This is a genomic window from Pedobacter sp. SL55 (assembly GCF_026625705.1).
Classification (GTDB): Bacteria; Bacteroidota; Bacteroidia; order Sphingobacteriales; family Sphingobacteriaceae; genus Pedobacter.
In genome coordinates this window covers 3998526-4019686 of record NZ_CP113059.1, presented here as the reverse complement: position 1 = coordinate 4019686, position 21161 = coordinate 3998526, and the positions used below count along the sequence as shown (strand labels likewise).

General features: G+C 37.0%; 17 protein-coding genes. 5 read left to right on the top strand and 12 right to left on the bottom strand.

Annotated elements, in window-relative coordinates; all coding sequences use genetic code 11:
- Window positions 1-500: 500 nt before the first annotated feature.
- The 12 genes from OVA16_RS17925 to OVA16_RS17870 all read right to left on the bottom strand — a co-directional run bounded on the left by OVA16_RS17925 (window position 501) and on the right by OVA16_RS17870 (window position 15375).
- On the bottom strand, window positions 501-2378 hold the full coding sequence (locus tag OVA16_RS17925; protein ID WP_267762248.1) for a M56 family metallopeptidase: 1878 nt from the start codon (window positions 2376-2378) through the stop codon (window positions 501-503).
- Window positions 2379-2380: 2 nt separating this feature from the next.
- Window positions 2381-2758, bottom strand: a complete 378-nt coding sequence (locus OVA16_RS17920; protein WP_267762246.1) for a BlaI/MecI/CopY family transcriptional regulator — start codon at window positions 2756-2758, stop codon at window positions 2381-2383.
- 112 nt (window positions 2759-2870) lie between these two features.
- A complete protein-coding gene (locus OVA16_RS17915) occupies window positions 2871-3767 on the bottom strand; it encodes a DUF4835 family protein (RefSeq protein WP_267762245.1) in 897 nt (298 codons plus the stop codon).
- 14 nt (window positions 3768-3781) lie between these two features.
- Window positions 3782-4984 carry a bifunctional phosphopantothenoylcysteine decarboxylase/phosphopantothenate--cysteine ligase CoaBC gene (gene coaBC / locus OVA16_RS17910; protein ID WP_267762244.1) on the bottom strand — a complete coding sequence of 401 codons (1203 nt, stop codon included), beginning with the start codon at window positions 4982-4984 and terminating at the stop codon, window positions 3782-3784.
- A gap of 177 nt (window positions 4985-5161) precedes the next feature.
- The gene (locus tag OVA16_RS17905) at window positions 5162-5491 is read right to left on the bottom strand and encodes a DNA-directed RNA polymerase subunit omega (protein ID WP_138730860.1); all 330 of its coding nucleotides are present in this window, start codon (window positions 5489-5491) and stop codon (window positions 5162-5164) included.
- 207 nt (window positions 5492-5698) lie between these two features.
- Window positions 5699-6439 carry an outer membrane protein assembly factor BamD gene (locus tag OVA16_RS17900; RefSeq protein WP_324288447.1) on the bottom strand — a complete coding sequence of 247 codons (741 nt, stop codon included), beginning with the start codon at window positions 6437-6439 and terminating at the stop codon, window positions 5699-5701.
- 234 nt (window positions 6440-6673) lie between these two features.
- Window positions 6674-8110 (bottom strand): TolC family protein, encoded by a 1437-nt coding sequence (locus tag OVA16_RS17895; protein ID WP_267762241.1) that lies wholly within the window; start codon window positions 8108-8110, stop codon window positions 6674-6676.
- A complete protein-coding gene (locus OVA16_RS17890; RefSeq protein ID WP_267762240.1) occupies window positions 8103-11276 on the bottom strand; it encodes an efflux RND transporter permease subunit in 3174 nt (1057 codons plus the stop codon). The genes OVA16_RS17895 and OVA16_RS17890 overlap by 8 nt, the downstream gene beginning before the upstream one ends.
- 19 nt (window positions 11277-11295) lie before the next feature.
- A complete protein-coding gene (locus tag OVA16_RS17885; RefSeq protein ID WP_267762239.1) occupies window positions 11296-12372 on the bottom strand; it encodes an efflux RND transporter periplasmic adaptor subunit in 1077 nt (358 codons plus the stop codon).
- Between the two features lie 230 nt (window positions 12373-12602).
- On the bottom strand, window positions 12603-12956 hold the full coding sequence (locus OVA16_RS17880) for a hypothetical protein (protein WP_267762237.1): 354 nt from the start codon (window positions 12954-12956) through the stop codon (window positions 12603-12605).
- 187 nt (window positions 12957-13143) lie between these two features.
- Complete coding sequence (locus OVA16_RS17875) at window positions 13144-13851, bottom strand: TIGR00730 family Rossman fold protein (protein WP_138730854.1); 708 nt, start codon at window positions 13849-13851, stop codon at window positions 13144-13146.
- 15 nt (window positions 13852-13866) lie between these two features.
- Window positions 13867-15375, bottom strand: a complete 1509-nt coding sequence (locus tag OVA16_RS17870) for a sodium:solute symporter (protein ID WP_267762234.1) — start codon at window positions 15373-15375, stop codon at window positions 13867-13869.
- 291 nt (window positions 15376-15666) lie between these two features.
- Here OVA16_RS17870 and recR point away from each other — a divergent pair, with 291 nt between their 5' ends.
- The 5 genes from recR (at window position 15667) to OVA16_RS17845 (ending at window position 21150) form a co-directional block, all read left to right on the top strand.
- The gene (gene recR, locus OVA16_RS17865) at window positions 15667-16284 is read left to right on the top strand and encodes a recombination mediator RecR (RefSeq protein ID WP_267762232.1); all 618 of its coding nucleotides are present in this window, start codon (window positions 15667-15669) and stop codon (window positions 16282-16284) included.
- Window positions 16285-16364: 80 nt separating this feature from the next.
- Window positions 16365-17180 (top strand): SDR family oxidoreductase, encoded by an 816-nt coding sequence (locus OVA16_RS17860; RefSeq protein ID WP_267762231.1) that lies wholly within the window; start codon window positions 16365-16367, stop codon window positions 17178-17180.
- The gene (locus OVA16_RS17855) at window positions 17180-19156 is read left to right on the top strand and encodes a tetratricopeptide repeat-containing sensor histidine kinase (protein WP_267762229.1); all 1977 of its coding nucleotides are present in this window, start codon (window positions 17180-17182) and stop codon (window positions 19154-19156) included. Before OVA16_RS17860 ends, OVA16_RS17855 begins: the two co-directional genes overlap by 1 nt.
- 284 nt (window positions 19157-19440) lie before the next feature.
- Entirely contained in the window at window positions 19441-20430 is a 990-nt protein-coding gene (gene trpD, locus OVA16_RS17850; protein WP_267762227.1) for an anthranilate phosphoribosyltransferase, read from the top strand.
- Window positions 20431-20511: 81 nt separating this feature from the next.
- Entirely contained in the window at window positions 20512-21150 is a 639-nt protein-coding gene (locus OVA16_RS17845; protein ID WP_267762225.1) for a phosphoribosylanthranilate isomerase, read from the top strand.
- The last annotated feature ends 11 nt before the right edge of the window (window positions 21151-21161 follow it).

Sequence of the window (21161 nt, the reverse complement as noted above, 5' to 3'; positions counted from 1 at the left end):
TAGTTTGATATTGCAAATGTAAAACAGCTGTTCATGCCAAACAGCTATTGTTGCTAATATTTTATTGCCGTCTGCTTTAGCATACGAATCGTAGGTGTATTTAAAGAGGCTTTAGCCGCATCTGCCGCAGTAGTTGTGGCTAAAGCCAATATCATGTTTTTTAGTCCGTAGGCTAAAGCCTAACGGGAGTGAAAGCTAAACGCCTTAGGCCTTTGTTTGGTGTTATCTCCACAAATGTTCTGAAGATAACGTAGTTAATTAATCACAAAGACACAGAGCTTTAGGTTTTGTTTATTCATCAAGAGATGGTCGTTATTAATTAATACCCTAAATCAATAGATATAAATTGTTTCGAACACTTGTGGTGTTATTACCAATCCACCTTAGCTTATATGCAAAATAATATTAGCCAGAGGTAAATGTCTTTTAAACACCAACCATAGGCAAACAAAAAAGGGCAGGAATAAATTCCCGCCCTTACGCTTTATCTGTGTGGTTTATTAGTTTAATGCAAAATTTTCTTTTGTGTTTTTATCTACAGGCTCTGTATAACGCTCTACTTTAACTTTTGGTGCATTTACAAATACTTTGGCAATGGCATCAACAGCAGTAAGCGGTAAGTTGGCTATTTGCATTGGATTGGAACCATCAAAAATTAAGAAAGCCTTATCGCTAGAAATTCCTTTTTTCTTTTTTAATTCTTCTATATCTTTTTCATATTTCTCACGCAGTTCTTTGTATTCTGGCGATTTTTGCAACTCTTCGAACTCTTTCATTTTTTTCTTCCATTCTGGCGAGTTGAATTTTTTTGCTAACTCTTTTCCACTAAGCTCAATTTTGGCTATGTTATCTTTCCACTCTTTCGACTCAAACATCTTTGCCATTTTTTCGCCATTCAATTCTATCTTTGCTATTTTTTCTTTCCATTCTGGAGAATTAAATTTTTTCTCCAATTCTTTCGAATGGAGTTCTATTTTAGCCATTTGTTCTTTCCACTCTGGAGAGTTAAACTTTTTATCTAAATCTTTTGAATGAAATTCTATTTTAGCCATCTTGTCTTTCCATTCTGGAGAGTTAAATATCTTTGCCATTTTTTCGCCGTTAAATTCGATTTTAGCTAATTTATCTTGCCATTCTGGAGAATTAATCATGTTCTCTAAATCAGCTAATTTAACTTTTAAGCTATCTGGCATTTCATCAATCGAATTGTAAACAGTTTTCTTACCATCTTTATTTCTAATGATAATTTCTCTTTTAGTTTTTCGTTTAACGGTATCGCTATCTGCAGGTAGGTTAAACTTTTCTTTTCGCTGCGTAGCACTCTCAATAATAGATGCTATCGTAGTTGATTTCTTTTGTTTGGCTTTGGTAGCTTCTGTTTTTGTGGGATTAATCCATGCTAAAGAAACTACGGTGGCTAAGGTTAAGCAAAGCGCTAATATTTTTTGATTAGCGTTCATATAATTTGTTTTCATGTCTGTAATTCTTTTAATACGTTGATACAAATGTTGGTTTTTGCCCGTAGCGGCCAAACTAAAGGCTGGTTGTGTTTTGTCTTTAATGAGTTCTAACTTCAACAAAGCATGAGCATAAGTAATGGGCGAATTAGTAAATTTTACCACTAAATCATCACAAGCATGTTCTCTTTCGATATGAATAAACCTGGTAGTTAACCAAACAAAAGGATTAAAGAACAATAATGTTTCTATACCCGTTTTGATCAAGTTTAAGATGTAATCATTTCTGCGAATGTGAGATAGTTCGTGAATTAATATGGCCTCTACCTGTTTCATATCTAGCTGCGCAACTAGAGCTACAGGAAAAAGTACCACAGGTTTTAAAAAACCTACAGCTAAGGGAACGTTAACCTTTTCTGATAGAAAAAACTGTACTTTTTTAGTGATACCAAGTTTTTGCAAAGTTTTTTCTGCAACACCTAACCACTCATTAGGTAACGCAGAAATATGTAGTTGCTTTAACTTTTTAAGCTTAATATAACCAGAAATTAGTACCACCAACTGAAAGCCGATACCTAACACATAAAAGGCAACAATAAAAGGAAAATAGCTTTCTGTTTTAAAGCTCCAACTTTGGGTAAAACTATATAATTGCTGTAAAGCAGCGTCGTTTAATGCTACGCTTGCCGTACTAGCTGCAGCTTTGCTAGGCAAATTAAACAACGATGCAAAAGTTAGGCAGAAACTAACAAATATCAATACCAAAGCACTCATAGATAGGTTGTGCTTTAGTTTGGCACTCATTTTAGGTTTTACAGCTAAGGCAATAAACAATAGGGCAAAAATGATAGCTCCTTGCCATAAAGAATGTAAAATGCTCCACCCAATGGCTTTAATAAGATTGTTGATGATGGCTTCCATAATTATTTGTTTTCAAGTTTGTCTAGATAATCTTTAATTAAATCTATCTCCTCCTTGCTGGCACTTTTGTTGCCTAATGCTTGCATTACTAACCTTGCTGCCGATCCGTTAAATACATTGTCGATCATTTTTTTAACCAAATGTTGTTGAGTGGTTTCTTGGTTAATCAGTGCGCTGTAGATGTGAGTTTTCGAACTCGTATCTCTATCTACCAAGCCTTTTTCATGCATAATTTGCATGAGTTTAAGTGTAGTGGTATAGCCCGAATCTTTCTTGTCTAAAGCTTCGTGAACTTCTCTAACGGTACAATTGCCTTTGGCCCAAAGCACTTGTAATATCTCCATTTCTCCCTCAGTAGGTTTGATGTTGTTGTTGCTCATTTGTTAAATGTACGAATTTTTTCGTATTCAAATGTACGAACATATTCGTATAAACAAAATATTTTAACAAATTTTTAACGAATTTGGTGTTAAGTATAAAGAAGTGAGGTGATTATCTTTTCTTTAAGCCATCGTACTTGGCCGTGTTTGCAGCATCAATGTCTACCAATAGGTTGTAGGCTTTGGCTTTGTCTTGTGGCTCGGCTAGAGAGAGCACATTGGTAATTTCATCAGCTTTTGCTGCAAAATAAACATTTGGAAAAATAGAACCCAGTTTCTGCTTATCGAATTGTTTAAGGTCTGATAGGGAAGATAAGATGTTTTTTGTTCCGCTATTGGCGTTCTCCTGCAATTTGTCTAGGCCGTTTAAGTGGTACTCGTAAATGAAAGTACGCAATGCTTTAAAGGAGTTGTTTAATAGATTTTCGTTTAACCAATACCGGTTTCTTAATCCATCTACCGGTCGCCAACCTCTGCCGCCTCCAGTTTGTGCAAGATTAATAAGGTTTAAGGCTTTTTGGTAATAGGGTGTGCCACCTAATTTACCGAAACTATCCTTATCTAACCCGATAATGGTGTAAGCATAAAATCCTAATAGTGAATTGAGGTTGCCAATAAAATTTTGATCTGAGAAATCTAGCGCCTGTCCTTCGTTAAAAGAAAAGCTGAAATCTTTATCGCTCATGTTTAACAGGGTGGTAGAGTAGGAGCTGCCATACACTGGTCTGCTAGATTGTATCTGCGCTTCTGCGGTGTAACTTGCATTTCCATCCCAAGCAGTAATATTAATAACCAAGTTACAATCTATCCGTTCTTGTGGCAAATAGGTTTCGTTAGTCCATTTATTGTTATTCAGAAAATCTCTGATGGTATTTTGTAGAACCTCTAGGCTTCTTTTGTTGGCATTATTAATTGTAGGTGCTAAAATTTGAACACGAGTATTCAGTTCTTGAGCATTTGTAATTAAACTAACAAGGCATAAAAGCAGTAATCCAAAAGTTCTTTTCATCAGGTTTATAGGTATTAACTAACTTTCATTAGTTTTAGTATTTCAGTACAAATGTCTTTAGCTACTTCGGTTTTCGATTTCATTTCAAAAGCTGTTTTAGCCAGATCTTTGTTAAATATAGTGATTTTGTTGGTTTCGGTTTTAAAACCCGCACCTTTATCATTTAAAGAATTAAGAACGATGAGATCTAGATTCTTCTTTTTTAATTTTTCTTTAGCGTAATTTTCTTCATCGGCAGTTTCTAGTGCGAAACCTACTAAGATTTGTTCATCGGTTTTTTGCGCACCTAACGTAGCTAAAATATCAGTAGTTTTTTTTAGCTCAATGTTAAAGTGGTCTTCTTTTTTCTTGATTTTTTGGTCTGCTACTACTACCGGCGTATAATCGGCAACCGCTGCACTCATTACTGTAATGTCATTATTGTTAAAGTGAGTGAGACAGGCATCCAGCATTTGTTGGGCACTAACCACATCAATACGATTGATATTGGTGTCGCTTTTCAAAGCCGTTGGACCAGCAATCAATGTAACTTCGGCACCTAGCTTGTACATTTCTTCGGCAATGGCAAAACCCATTTTACCCGAAGAGTGGTTGCCAATAAAACGAACTGGGTCAATCGCTTCATACGTTGGGCCAGCAGTAACCATTACTTTTTTACCTAAAAAGGGAAGTCCACTACGGATTTGTGTTTCTAGGAAAGCTACAATTTCTTCTGGTTCGGCCATTCTGCCTTCGCCGTGTAGGCCACTTGCGAGTTCGCCACTACCGGGAGCAATCATTACGTTGCCAAAATTTTGCAGTTTAGCGATATTGTTTTGGGTGCTTTCGTGTTTCCACATATCCAAATCCATAGCGGGAGCAAAAAATACTGGACATTTAGCAGATAGGTAAACGGCACTCAATAAATTATCGCAAAGTCCGTTAGCCATTTTGCCTAATGTGTTAGCGCTAACTGGGGCTATAATCATATAATCGGCCCACAAACCAAGCTCTACGTGGTTGCTCCAAACGCCAGTTTCGGCTTCGAAATATTGGGTGTAAACAGGATTTTTAGAAAGTGTAGCTAGGGTAAGTGGTGTGATAAAGTTACTTGCATCAGCAGTAAGAATAACTTTAACATTTGCACCAGCTTTTACCAGTAACCTAACCACTAAAGCAGATTTATAGGCTGCAATACTACCGCAAACCCCCAGTATAATGTTTTTGTTATTTAGCATCTATAGACAAATATAACCAAGAACATCATCATTTTTATGAATTGCTATGGATAATTTAATGATAGATTCGCTGTAAAGAAAAGCTTATTGCTTAAAAAGCATTTAAGCCACAGGTGCAAAGATTAAATCAATGTACCTGTGGCTAATTATAAGTTAAATTGCTTAGTGTTAAAGCAATTATTGTTGCTCTTTACTAGGGTTTCTGCTGTAAACTTTATCGTTTAAAAACTCATCCATAGCAATTAAAGTTGGCTTAGGCAAACGCTCATAGTGTTTGCTAATTTCAATTTGCTCCCTGTTTTCAAAAACCTCTTCTAAGTTGTCGTTAGACGAAGCAAACTCTGCTAACTTGCCATGTAGTTCTTCTTTCATATTGTTAGAGATTTGATTAGCTCTCTTGGCAATAATTACTAAAGACTCATAAATGTTATCAGTAGATCTATCCAAATCATGAACATTTCTAGTAACCGTAGTATTTGGAATAGCTGGTTTTGGAGTAGTACTCATTTTATTTTTGTGTTTTATTATCTGAATTGTTGTTAGTCGTATCTTTTTGCTTTTTGCTGCCTGCTTTGTCACTTTCTTCAAGTGCTTTGTATTTAGCAATCATTGCTTGCTCTTCAGCAATTATTTTTTTAGCATTTGCAATTCCAGCTTCGCTGTCGTCTTTTAGCTGTTTAGCTTCTTTTGCAAATTTACTATTTGGATAAGCCTCTATAAATTCGTTATAGTATCGATAGCCTCGTTAAAACGGTCTTCCTGTCTATGAGGATAACTGTTTTTTGCATACATGAACTGAGATTTAACAATCAATAAGTTCATTTCTTCAGCATACTTAATATCTGGAAATTCTGTTTGTGCATTTTTTAATGCCACTACTGCCGATTTATAGTTGGTTACATCATATCCTCCCAAATTATAATAAAGCTTAGCATTATCAAAAGCCTTTGTTTCTAGCTTATCTCTCAAGTTAGCGATGTATTGAGCAGCTTGCGTAGCTCTATCACTTTTTGGGTAAAGGTTAATGAATAACTGCAAAGCATCAATTGCTTTATAAGTGTTCTCCTGATCTAAAGACGATTTTGGAGAATCTAAATAGTAGCAATAAGCCCCCATGTATCTACACTCTTCGGCATTTTTACTGGCCGGGTAAGTGTCGGCAAATTCTTTGAACTTATAACGTGCCGTAGTGTAATCTTTTAAGCGATATAAGGTGTATGCGTAGTAGTAGTTCAAATCTTCTGCTTCGGCAGTACCTCTATATTTCTGCACCAAACCTTCAAATAAGATCAAAGCTTTAGAGTAATCTTTTTTATTGTATAGTCTAATTCCTTCTTGATATTTTTTAGCTACATCATTACTTAAACGAAGTTTTTCGAAACGACTTTTACACGCACCGAAGCTTAAAAGTGCAATGGCGAAGCAAGAAATAATAAGGTGTTTAATTTTAAACATTTTACAAAGATAAGGTAATAATACGACAACGTCAATTAAATAATAAAGGCTAAACTAGCTAAACGCCGTTGCGCTTTAAAATACTTAACAAATTTTAACAAAAGAGGTAACAAGCATGAGCTTAACTAACATAAATAGTTGTTAAATGGTGTAAGCTAAAGTATTAAAAAAAGTCCCAGATTAACTGGGACTTTGCAACTAGTAAACATTAATTAGCCAAAACCTATAAACTAACTAATTCCATCCGCCACCTAATGCCTGATAAACTTTTACCATGGCATTCAGTTGCTGCTTCTTTGTTTCTATTAACTCTAATTTTGCTTCCAAAGCATCACGTTGTGTCATTAACACTTCCAAGTAATCTGCTCTGGTAGATTTAAACAAATCGTTAGAAATTTCGATAGATTGTGTTAGCGCCTGTACCTGTTTAGCCTTTAACTCGTAGCTTTTGCTTAGGTTATTGATACTCGCTAACTGATTGGCTACTTCTATATATCCATTTAAAATGCTTCTCTCGTACTGATAAACTGCCTGAATTTGTTTTGCATTTGCGGTAAAGTAAGTGGCTTTAATTGCATTTCTGTTGATTAAAGGTGCAGCTATGTCTCCAACAATAGAATATAACATAGACTCTGGCATTTTTACCAAATAAGAAGGATTAAAGGCCTGAAAACCTACACCTGCAGAAATACCTAGCGATGGATAAAACTGTGCTTTTGCCACTTTAACATCCAGCTTTGCTGTAATTAAATCTAGCTCGGCTTGTTTAACATCTGGTCTATTGGCCAATAACTGAGAAGGAATGCCTGTGCTCAGATGATTTGCCAAGCCAGTTTCGAAACTATTTTTATCTCTAGCAATGTGTTGTGGGTATCTACCTAATAAGAAATTGATTTTATTTTCGGTTTCGGTGATACTTTGTAGTATTTCGTACTCCAAACTTCTAGAGCTTAATACTTCTGCTTCGAATTTACGAACAGCCAGTTCGGTAACTCTAGTCGCTTCTTTTTGGATTTTTACCACAGCAAGGGCGTTAGTTTGTAATTCGATATTTTTTCGAACCATGTCCAACTGATTATCCAAAGCCAATAATTCGTAGTAAGAGTTCGCAACTTCTGCCACCAAACTGGTAACCACAAAGTTTTTGCCTTCTACAGATGACAGGTATTTAGTGTAAGCCGATTTTTTCGAATTACGCAATTTGTGCCAAACATCTACTTCCCAATTGGCGTACAAACCAACCATATAATCGGGTAGGGGTTCTGGCATTTCCTTGCCCGGTTTAATTTCTGTACTGGCATCGCCGGCGCCTTGACTGGTGTATCTACCAACTTTCTCTAAACCTGCGCCAGCTTTTAAACCAACGCTCGGTAGTAATTCGCCTTTTCTTGCTCTTACTTCGTTTCTGGCAATTTCAATTTCCTGTAAAGTGATGTTTAACTCCTGATTGTTGTACAAAGCAGTATCAATTAGGTTGGTTAAATATTGGTCTTTAAAGTAGTCTTTCCATTTGATGTTGGCTACATTGGTTGTATCTCCATTACCGTTGGCGTAGGTATCTGGAGTGCTTTTGTTTTCAGTTTTTTGAACAAGAGCAGGGATTTTACAGCTTGCATAAGCTAAGCTTAACAATGCTAATCCCCATATTTTGTGATGATTTTTATTAAACATTGCCTTCAATTTCTTCGGTTAATGGATGTTCGTCTTCAATTTTAATGAGTTTACGTTTGCTGGCAATGGTGCCAAAAACATAGTATAAGCCCGGGATAATTATCACGCCGAACACCGTTCCGAGTAACATGCCGCCGGCCGCCGCCGAACCAATAGTACGGTTACCAATAGCACCTGGGCCACTTGCAAATACTAAAGGAAGTAGGCCTGCAATAAAGGCAAATGAGGTCATTAAAATAGGGCGAAACCTTACTACGGCACCTTCCATAGCAGCGGCTAAAATGGTTTTGCCTTCGGCATGTTTTTGTGCAGCAAATTCTACAATTAACACGGCATTTTTACCCAGCAAGCCTATTAACATGACCATAGAAACTTGGGCATAAATGTTGTTTTCTAGGCCAAATAATTTCAAAAATAGAAAAGCACCAAGTATCCCGGCAGGTAAGGAAACGATAACTGCTAGCGGTAAAATGAAACTTTCGTATTGTGCGGCAAGCACCAAATACACAAAGCCTAAACAAATAAGGAAGATATAAATCGCTTCGTTACCTCTACTGCTTTCGTCTTTAGAAATACCAGCCCAATCTATTCCGTAACCTCTTGGTAATGTTTTTTTAGCTACTTCTTCTACCACTTTTAAGGCTACACCAGAACTGTAACCAGCAGCAGGCGAACCATTAATTTCGGCAGAGTTGTAGAGGTTATGGCGTGTAATTTCCGAAAGTCCGTACACTTTTTGCATGGTCATAAATGCGGAGAAAGGAACCATTTCTTCTCTGTTATTTTTCACATACAGCTTCATCACATCGGCGGGTAAAGCTCGGTATTGTGGTAATGATTGAACAATTACCTTATACTGGCGACCAAATTTGATGAAATTGGTTTCGTAATTACTACCAATCAAATCCGACAGCGTTTCCAAAGCTTTTTCTGGGGTAACACCCTTTTGCTGTGCTTTATCGTTATCGATATTGAGCATGTATTGAGGGAAACTGGCGCTGTAGAAAGTAAATACAGACTGCAATTCGGGACGTTTATTCAACTCTTTCACGAAATCTTTACTCACTTTTTCCATCTCTACATAATTGTTTCTACCAGCTTTATCTAACAAACGCAACTCGAAACCACCAGCAGCGCCGTAACCTGGTACCGCAGGCGGCTGGAAAAATTCTACCATCGCCCCTGGCATATCTTTAGATTTTTCTTCTAACTCTTTGATGATATCTTGAGCAGTGTTTTTACGATCTTTCCAATCTTTTAAGTTGATTAAACAAGTACCCGAGTTGGCGCCAGTACCTTCGGTTAAGACCTCGTATCCTGCTAATGCAGAAACCGAACTTACACCCTCAATTTCCTCACAAATTTTCTCTAGTTTTTCAGAAATCTGATTAGTTCTTTCTAAAGTGGAACCCGGAGGTGTTTGGATGATGGCGTAAATCATCCCTTGGTCTTCGTTAGGTATAAATCCCGATGGTACAGAATTGCTTAGGAAATAGGTAGCCACGCAAAATAGACCAAGAGTACCAAAAATGGCTAATTTGCGTGTAACCACCTTGTTCATTACTTTTTGATAACGACCAGTTAATTTGAAAAACCAGTTGTTAAAAGCATCTAATCCTTTATCAATAATTGATTTTTTCTTCTCGTGATTTGCGCTGTGTTTCTTTAACATGATAGCACATAGCGCAGGTGTTAAGGTTAACGCCACCACACCAGAAAGGATGATGGAAGTAGCCATTGTGATGGAGAACTGGCGATAAAATACACCTACCGGCCCAGACATAAATGCCACCGGAATAAACACCGAAGCCATTAAAAATGTGATGGCTATAATGGCACCGCCAATGTCGGTAAGGGCTAATTGCGTTGCTTTTAATACCGATAAACGTTTGTCTGCTTCCATTTTGGCATGTACGGCTTCTATTACAACAATGGCATCATCCACTACAATACCAATGGCCAATACCAAGGCAAAAAGCGTGATGAGATTTAAGGTAATGCCAAAAAACTGCATGAAAATAAAGGAGCCTATCAGCGAAACTGGTACTGCAATGGCGGGAATTAAAGTAGAACGCCAATCGCCCAAGAAAATGAATACAACTAAACCTACAAGAATGAAAGCTTCAATTAAAGTGTGAACTACTTTTTCAATCGAGGCATCTAAAAATTTAGAAACGTCATAACTAATTTCGTAATCCATCCCCTTGGGGAAGTTTTCTGCCTTAATTTCTTCTAGGCGTTTCTTTACATTTTCAATTACCTCTTGTGCGTTACTGCCGTAAGACTGCTTTAATACAATTGCTGCCGAAGGTTTGCCATTAATGTGCGAATATAAATCGTACATGGCGCTACCAAATTCAACATCGGCAACATCTTTTAGCCTTAACAATTCGCCATTGGCACTTGCTCGTAAAACGATGTTTTTATAGTCGGCCTCTTTGGTAAAACGTCCAGGATATTTCAATACATACTCAAACGACTCGGAGCGCTTACCTGATGCTTCCCCAGTTTTGCCGGGCGATGCTTCGAAACTTTGATTATTTAATGCTTCCAAAACTTCTTCTGACGAGATTTTGTAGGCCAACATTTTATCTGGCTTTAACCAAATACGCATGGCATATTCTCGGTTACCTAAAATATCGGCAAAACCTACACCATCTACACGTTTCAGCTCTGGAATTACATTGATATCTGCATAGTTGAACAAAAAGTTTTCGTTCATGTGCGGATCTTTACTGAACACGTTCACGTACATCAGCATATTTGGCTGTTGCCTGCTAATTTTGATACCTTCGCGAATAACCAAAGGAGGTAGCTTGTTGGTTACAGCAGCCACTCGGTTTTGTACGTTTAAGGTGGCTTGGTCTGCGTCGGTACCTAAATTAAACACCAGTTGTATCGAACATTCACCATCGTTACCCGCATACGAGGTCATGTATTTCATTCCTGGAATACCATTTAAAGCTCTTTCCAGCGGAATAACTACGGCTTTAATTAATAACTCGTTGTTTGCTCCTGGGTATTCTGCCACAATGTTTACCATAGGTGGCGATATATTTGGTAATTGTGTTACGGGTAGGCCAATCAAAGCCAGCACGCCCATAAATACAATAACTAGCGATATCACAATGGATAGCACTGGTCTTTTTATGAATTTACTAAACATAATTTTACGGGATAATAACCTATTCTGCTTTTAATTGTAATTGGCTCAACACTTGTTTGGGTTCCATGAAAGTGAACTTGATTTTTTCGTCATCTTTCACTTTTTGCACCCCATCTAGCACAATTTTATCGCCCTGTTGTAAACCGCTTGCTAGCACATAAATGTCTGGTAGTTCGCCTGCAATCTTAATTTCTTTAGATTTTACGGTGCCATTTTTCTCAATTACAAACACGTAATTTTTGTCTTGCAATTCGTAAGTAGCTTTTTGAGGGATGATCAAAGCATTTTTCAAAGGAATTACCATTTGTACTTTTCCAGTTTCGCCATTTCTTAATAACTGATTTGGATTTGGGAATTTTGCCCTAAAAGCGATGTTGCCCGTTTCTGAATCAAACTCGCCTTCTATGGTTTCTACTTTACCTTTGCCATTTAAAGTTTCGCCATTGGCTAACATTAAGCTTACCGATTTATTATGCTCAGATTTTGCCTGTTGGAAGTTTAAATATTCAGGTTCCGATACATTAAAATATGCAAACATCTCGCTGTTATCAGATAAGGTGGTCAATAATTCGCCTTCGTCAATTAAACTTCCTAGTTTTTTAGGTAGGCGGTCGATAGTGCCGCTAAACGGTGCTCTAATTTCGGTAAATGATAAATGTAGTTTTGCCAAGGATGAGCTTGCTTTAGCTTGTGCTAGTTTTGCTTTTGCCATAGCCAGTTCGTTTTGCGCAACTACGTTTTTATCAGCCAGTAATTTGGTGTTAGCTAACTCTATTTCAGCAGCTTTAACTTCTGCTTCGGCCTTTAAAACTTCTGCTTCGTACATTTTAGGCATAATTTTAAAAAGCAATTGTCCGGCTTTTACCGTTTGGCCTTCATCTACATAAATACGCTCTAAAAAGCCTTTTTCTTGCGCTCTAATTTCTATGTTACGCACCGATCGAATTTGCGATACATATTCTTTGGTAAAAGAAGTATCGATAGTTACTGGACTAGTTGCCGTGTAGTTGGTTTCTTCTTCTTTTTCTTCGTTTTTGGTTGCGCAGCTAGCAAATAGCACAGCACATACACTTGCGAGCATTATAATATTTCTCATCTGTATATAAAAAATGTGTTTTAAAGATGATGAAGCTATCCCGATATAACTAGGATGGTTTCATTGTTGGTTTTTAATTGTTTAGAATGAGAATGCGTAATGATCTATATAGAGATCGTAACAATTCTCTGTTTTGCTTACTAGAAATGAAATGAATACGCACAACAATGCCGTTTAATAAAGTGCCGACAAATTGTTTAAATGAGTATTCTATTAATTAAAGAAGGGTATCAAATTCTAAAAACTCTTAGCAGAAGATATCTGAAACTTGCAGTATAAGAAAGGTGCTCGCAATAAGGCAAGGCAAGTTTTCTAATGGTTTGCAGGTTTCCAACTAATAAAGCATAGCAGAAATAAGCTGCTTGTTTTAGCGCTATAATTCCTTTTCTAGTAATGCTTTCCTCATCATCTTGAGTTTCTTCAATGTAGTTTATTTCTCTAGCAGAAGAACTTTTTTGGATGTGAACGTTAGCGTTTTTATGAAAAGGTGTGTGTTGTTGTTTGGTATGAGGGTTCTCTGTAAAAAACTCATAACCTTGCGATATACGTGGAGCTACAGCATGCGCACCTTCATTTCCCTTCAATAGAAGAAAAAATAAGGATAAACAAAATATGATTGCGGCTCTCATTATGGCGTCAAAAGTAAAATAAGGTTTTAATTTTTTTTATAGTTGATGAAAATTCTTTGTCTACCTTTTGTCAGATTTTTTTGGCGCATAAAAAAGGAGTGCAAGAATAACTTACACTCCTTAATAAGTAAGACTAACATTGTTAGAAGTTCGGTTTCAATACATATTTGTCGTAGAACCTAAAGATATGTTCTGCGGCTTCTTCTGCCGTATCAACCAATCTAAATAAATTCAAATCTTCTGCGTGGATGTTGTGTTCTTTCTCCAGCATCGTGTTTTTGATCCAATCAACCAATCCGCCCCAGTAATCGGTACCTACCAACACAATGGGGAAACGAGCAATTTTACCAGTTTGAATTAAAGTTAGGGCTTCAAAAAGCTCATCCATAGTACCCATGCCGCCCGGTAATACAATAAAACCTTGCGAATACTTCATGAACATTACCTTGCGTACAAAGAAATAATCGAAAGTTAACAAGCGACTAGGTTCAATGTATTTGTTGTGGAACTGTTCGAAAGGTAGGTCGATATTTAAACCTACAGATTTACCACCATTCATGTGGGCACCTTTGTTACCAGCTTCCATGATACCTGGGCCGCCGCCAGTAATTACACCATAACCACGTTCGGTTAGTAATTGCCCGCATTGCACAGCTAATTGGTAGTACGGGTTGGTTTCTGCCGTTCTGGCCGAACCAAAAATACTTACGCAGGGTCCAATTTTAGATAGTTTTTCAAATCCATCCACAAACTCGGCCATGATTTTAAAAATCTGCCAGCTATCGGTTACTTTAATTTCTTGCCAATCTTTATTGGCAAATGCACTTCTTATCTTTTCTTCACTATTCATAGATTAATATTAGGATTAAAATCTAGTTTGCTGATCTGTTTTCTTTGAAATCAGCAATAATCCCATAAAAGTAATGAATCCGTTTATTAAAATCAGTTCTACACTAAAAACATATCCTCCTAAAAGCTTTTCCGCATTGCTGGCAACTAAATAACAAATAACAGGAGCCACAATACAAACAATTGGAACCAACTTATCGTGTAGGCCACGCGATTTTACAAATAAGCCAAACGAATACAGCCCCAACAATGGTCCGTAGGTATAAGAAGCAATTAAGAAAATTAAACTCACTACCGATGAGCTGTTTAGTGCATTGATCATTAAAATTACCAAAAACATTAATATGGAGAAAGCAATGTGCACGGTATGTCTTTTCTTAACGGCATCTGGTTTCTCTGCATTTTCTTTCTTATTCATGCCTAAAAAATCTACACAGAAAGAAGTTGTTAAGGCAGTTAAGGCACTGTCTGTTGTGGCAAATGTTGCCGCTGTTAGACCCAGCATAAATACAATTGCCGGTATGGTGGTTAAGTGGTTTAATGCAATTTCAGGGAACAAAAGGTCGGTTCTAGGATTGCCTGTAACATGATCTAAAGGAATTGCGATGCCGTTTTTAGTAGCAAAAATGTAAAGTAAAGCACCTACGCTTAAAAAGAAAATATTTAGCACCACAAATATACCAGTAAAGGTAAACATGTTCTTTTGTGCTTCGCCAATGGTTTTCATGCTCAGGTTTTTCTGCATCAAATCTTGATCTAGCCCGGTCATGGCAATGGTTACAAAAACACCTCCAATAAATTGTTTACTGAAATAGAACTTGCTCGACAAGAAATCTTCGAAGAAAAAGATTTTAGAATAACTGCTGTTTTTGATGGTTTCGAATGCTTGCCCGATACTCAAATTTAGGCTATCAGTTACAAAATATAGTGTTAAGAATACCGAAAGCACTAAGAAAAACGTTTGCAGCGTATCGGTAATGATGATGGTTTTTAATCCTCCTTTAAAAGTGTACGACCAAATTAAGCCCAAAGAGATCAATACTGTTGCCCAAAAGGGTACACCATAATTATCGAAAATAAAACGTTGCAATACAATAACTACCAGATATAATCTTGTGGCAGAGCCCAAGGTTCTGCTAACTAGAAATATAAATGCCGATGTTTTGTAGCTGTAATAGCCTAATCGCTGCTCTATGTAGCTATAAATGGATGTTAAATTCATTCTATAATACAGCGGTAACAGTACCGTTGCAATAATGATAAAACCAACAGCATTTCCTAAAACAAACTGAAAATACTGAAATTGGTTGCCTGCGGGGGCACCAACTTCGCCAGGAACGGAGATAAAAGTTACTCCAGACAAAGCTGTACCAATCATACCAAAAGCTACCAAATACCATTTAGAGTTTTTGTTAGCTAAAAAGAAAGTGGAATTATCTGATGACTTTCTTGAAGTTGCAAATGCAATGATGATGAGGACGGCAAAATAACCTATTAAAAAACACAATAGAATGGATGGACTCATAGTAGTTTGATTTGATTTGTTGCTAAAAGTAGCAAAAACTTGCTAAAACTTGCAAATTGCTTGCTAAAAAGAATAAAATTTAATGAAAATAAGTAAAAGTGTTTGAGTTGCAACTGTAATTGAGTGCAATTTTTTAAGGCTACACGTTCGGTTTTGTTCAAAGCTCACTTAATTAAGGTGGTTAGTTATAGTGTTTAATTAATTTGTTGTTGATTTTTAGATAGTTAAGTTCTATGGTAAGAGATTTAAATAATCCGTGCATCTGTGGCAAATAACTAATAAATTTGTACCATGAATTTTTCTTCCAAGCTGCTCGAAGATGCAGTTAACGAATTTGGTAAACTGCCGGGTATTGGCCAAAAAACTGCTTTACGACTGGTTCTGTATCTCTTAAACAAAGAGCAAAGCGAAGTAGCGCAATTTGGAAACACCTTGATAAAGCTAAAAAGCGAAATCAAAAACTGCGTAGTTTGCCATAACATATCAGATTTTGATACCTGTAGTATTTGCGCAGCCATAAAAAGGGAGAAAGAAGTGATTTGTGTGGTAGAAGATACCCGCGATGTAATGGCTATTGAAAACACCAATCAATATTTTGGGGTTTACCACGTTTTGGGTGGGCTAATTTCGCCAATGGATGGTATAGGCCCGTCAGATTTGCATATAGGAACTCTTGTAGAGCGAGTAAAAGAAGGCGAGGTTAAAGAAATAATCTTAGCTTTGAGCGCTAATATGGAAGGCGATACTACCTTATTCTATCTCCATAAAAAACTAAAAGATTTTAACATTCCTATTACCACTATTGCCAGAGGCATTGCCTTTGGTGGAGAACTGGAATATGCCGATGAGGTAACTTTAGGAAGATCTATTATTACTCGTGTACCCTATGAACCGTCTATGATTAAATGACCAAATTTAATTATATTAAGCTCCATTTGCCCACTAAAAACATAACAAACACAAATGAAAACACTTTAATAAAGTAAATTATGAGTTTGAAAGATAAAGTTGTTGTAATTACGGGTGCATCGTCTGGTATTGGTAAGGCGCTTGCCGAAGAAATGGCAAAAAGGGGAGCCAATGTGGTTTTGGGGGCAAGGCAATACGTAACCCTATGCGAAATTACAGCCGAACTGCAACAAAAATACAATATTAGTGCTTTAGCAGTACAAGCAGATGTTAGCAGCGAGGCAGATTGTAAAGCGCTGATTGACCAAGCTACTTTAACTTTTGGCAAAATAGACATATTAATAAACAACGCAGGTTTATCTATGCGGGCTTTATTTAAGGATGTAGAGCTTTCGGTGCTTAAAAACCTAATGGATGTGAATTTTTGGGGAACCGTGTACTGTACCAAGTACGCCTTGCCCGAAATTTTAAAAACTACTGGAAGCATCGTTTCTGTTTCTTCTATAGCGGGTTATCGAGGTTTGCCAGGTCGTACAGGTTATTCTTCTTCTAAATTTGCGATGAACGGTTTTATGGAATGCCTACGTACCGAATTGCTAAAAACAGGTGTTCATGTAATGGTGGCCTGCCCTGGGTTTACTACTTCCAACATCCGCGTTGCGGCCCTTTCTAAAGATGGGCAAGCGCATGGCGAAACCAGTATGGAGGAAGGAAAAATGATGAGCGCCGAAGAAGTGGCAGCAAGAATTTGCGACGGTATAACACAGCGAAAAAGAACATTAATTATGACCCGTCAAGGTAAGCTTGCCGTTTGGGTAAATAAATTATTTCCGGCATTTGCCGACAAAAAGGTTTTTGACTTGTTTACAAAAGAAAAGAACCCATTAATTAGGTAATGAGAAAATATAGGCACAACACGCTTTTCGTTTTGCTTACTATTTGGTCAATAAATCTGCTTTTCTCATTTAGCGTTTTTGGCCAAAGGCCATCAAAAGCATTAAATACTAGCGAAGATTACATCCGCGTTATAAAATACTATAGGTATCTTAATCCAGATTCTGCACTTTTTTATGTAAAGCAAGGTTTAAAAAAAGCCGATGCACAAAAAGACGAATTGGGAAAGGCAGCTTTGCTGAACCAATACGGAATGATAGATGATAATGCCACCCGATATCGAGAATCTAGAGAGAAATACCTGCAAGCAGAAGCAATTTACCGGGATAATAACGATGACATAGGGCTTGCCGCTACGTTGGTTAGGCTGGGTGTGGTAGAAAAACGCAAAGGCAATTACGACAAGGCACTGGCTTACTTTATGGACGCTCTTAACATCAGCGAAAAAAATAACCATAAACCGGGGATGTTAGAAGGTAGGGTGGTATTTGCCGAAACCTATTACAATTTAGGCGAATATGAGAATGCCCTGAGTAACCTCCGTATGGCAGAGGCTATAGATAAGCAAATTCCTTTATCTAATTTATCCTTAAATATGTATATCAATTATGGCCAAGTTTATACTAAAAAAGGAGATTACAATAAAGCCATAAATTATATCAACAAGGGGCTTTCTAAGAGTAACAGGGTAGAGTTTAATGGCTTAAAAATAAGTTTGTTGGTGCAATTGGCGGCAACCTATTTTAAAAGCGGTAGAACTAAAGATGCCATTAGCGTTTATCATAAGGCATTGGAGTTTACCAAACAAATTAAAAACGTACTTAGGGAGCAATTTACGTTAATAGAGCTTTCGGAGGTGTATGTTAAAACCAAACCAGATAGTGCAATAATTTTGCTGCAAAAAGCTTTGGCAATTGCCGAAAAACATAAAATGTATCGCCAGCAAATTACTGCTTTAGATAAACTCGGAGATTTATACAAAAGTAAAGGAAATTTATCACAAGCCCTTGCTTACAGAGAGCAGCGTAACGAACTTGCCGATAAGGTGTTTTATACCGATATGATGAAGCAGGTTGCTAGTTTAGAATTTGCTTTTGAGCTCGAAAAGTCTAAAGCCCAGTTAAATGAACTTACCATAAAAGATAAAGAACAACGTCTCCTTAGAAATATCCTAGTTTTAGTGGCTATCGTTATTTTTTTGGTACTCGTTGTTACGCTAGTTTTTTATTTACGTTCTAAGCATCTCAATAAGCTGTTAACCAAGGCAAATAGCGGGCTGGCAGAAAGCAACGAATTAAAAGATAAGTTTTTTTCTATCGTAGCACATGATATTCGTTCGCCATTGGTATCTACCATCAGTATTTTAAAGCTAATTGGAGACAATGAGTTAGATGATAAAACGCAATACCAAATGGTAAGCAGGTTGTTAGCGCATTGCGGAAGCAGTTTAGAAGTTTTAGACAAGCTTTTGAAGTGGGGACAGATGCAAATTAAAGGCGTTCGATTAAATATTTCAGAATTTCATCCCATCACCAACATTCATAAAAATATAGCGTTGCTAAAGGGGGCGGCAGAACAGAAACACATACAGGTAGCAGTTGAAGTACCACCAAATTTGATACTTAAAGCAGATTCTGATCATTTTGATTTTATCATTAGAAACTTGGTGGCCAATGCCATTAAATTTACCGAGAACGAAGGAACAGTAGTGCTAAAAGCTAAAATGCTTAATGATGGCATGGTTAAATTTAGTGTAAAAGATAATGGAGTTGGAATTAGCGAAGAGCGAATTAAAGAACTCTTTAAATTGTCTGCTACTGGTACCAAAGGTACTTCTTCGGAGGAAGGGACAAGCTTGGGGTTAATTATTTGTAGAGAATTTATTTTAGCTAATGGTGGCGAATTAACTATAGATAGTACAGTGGGCAATGGTACCACATTTTCTTTTACTATGAAGGGATTTATAGAAAAGATTTAATTTTTGCGCATTTTTTCTGCTCGAAAATTATTTTTTTGAGAAAAAGATTACATAAAAAATAAAATCAGTGTTGCATTTAAAAAAAAACAATTACATATTTGCTAACGGAATGAGAACATTAAACGTAAATACAATTTGGTGGTGGCATAACGCAATAGCGTGATGTAACCTTTTGTACGTTTATTTTTTTAAAAATATTTGAAGAGGTTGCTGATGAGGCAACCTTTTTTGTTATACATTATAGCCAACTTACCTAGAAAAAACCTTTAAGAATAATTAAATAAATGAAGAAGATACTTAACCATTTATTCGAAAATAAAACTTTTAGCAGAGCCGAAGCTCAAAAAATACTCACTTCTATAGCTTTGGGAGGATTTAACCCCACGCAAATTGCAGCCTTTATTACTGCTTATGGTATGCGAAATATTACTGTAGAAGAGTTGCAGGGTTTTCGCGATGCGATGTTGGAATTGGCCTTAAAAGTAGATTTTTCTGATTTTGAACTGATAGACCTCTGCGGTACAGGTGGCGATGGAAAGGATACTTTCAATATTTCTACGCTAGCCTCTTTTGTGGTGGCCGGGGCGGGTTATCAAGTGGCAAAACATGGTAACTATGGGGTGTCTTCGGGTTGTGGTTCTAGTAATGTGATGGAGTATTTGGGTTATACTTTTACCAATGATGAGACAGCATTGAAACGAAGCTTAGATAAAGCAGGCATTTGTTTCTTGCACGCCCCTCTGTTTAACCCAGCAATGAAAACCGTTGCGCCTATACGTAAAGCATTAGGAGTAAAAACGTTTTTTAATATGTTGGGGCCAATGTGTAATCCGGCGAAGCCGAAAAACCAAATGGTGGGTGTATTTAGTTTAGAACTGGCTCGTATTTATGCTTATTTGTATCAACAAACCGATAAAAATTATAGCATTGTGCATGCTGTGGATGGTTTTGACGAAGTTTCTTTAACCTGTGATTTTAAAACTTTTACTAAGAAAGGCGAAGCGTTGCTAAAAGTCGCTGATTTAGGTTTTGAGCAATTGCAAGAGAGCGAAATACAGGGTGGAGATACGATAGAGTCATCAGCAAAAATATTTATGGATGTACTGCAAGGCAAGGCAACCGATGCGCAAAACAATGTAGTGTTGTGTAATGCTGCTCTGGCCATACAAACTATTAAACAAGAAGCAAGTTTTGCAGACTGTTATTACGAAGCAGAAGAATCATTGACGAGCAAAAGAGCATTGGGAAGTTTTAAGAATTTGGTAAGTGTTTAACTCGTCATTGCGAGGTACGAAGCAATCTTAAAGCTAAAAGGAGATTGCTTCGTACCTCACAATGACGGCAAGAAAAATAAAATGAAATTAAAAATCAAAGTTTGTGGAATGAAACAGGCGGCTAACATTGCTGCGGTAGCCGATCTACATCCCAACTATTTGGGCTTCATCTTCTACGAAAATTCGCCGAGATACATTAGCGAAGTTTCTGCCGAACTGATTAAATACGTACCGCAACAAATTAAAACAGTTGGTGTTTTTGTAGATGAAGATTTGGAAACCGTGAAAGCTTTAGCGGCTAAACATCATTTAAAAGCAGTGCAGTTGCACGGAAACGAAACCGTTGATTTTTGTAAGCAAGTAAAACAAACAGGGGTTGAGGTTATTAAAGCCTTTGGAGTTCATACTGGCTTTGATTTTAGCATTTTACAAGCTTATGAACCTGTGGTAAATTATTTCTTGTTCGATACGCAAACGCCTGCACACGGTGGTTCGGGCAAAGTTTTCGATTGGACATTATTGAAAAATTACACATTAGTTAAGCCTTACTTTTTAAGTGGAGGGATAGATTTGCAACATGCCGAACAAATCAAAGATATTAATGATGAGCGTTTGTATGCTGTTGACATCAATAGTAAGTTTGAAATAGAACCAGGCTTGAAAGATGTAGATAAATTGAAAGCGTTTTTTAAAGAATTGAATTCATTATCGTTGGCTTAAGCCAAAGGCGA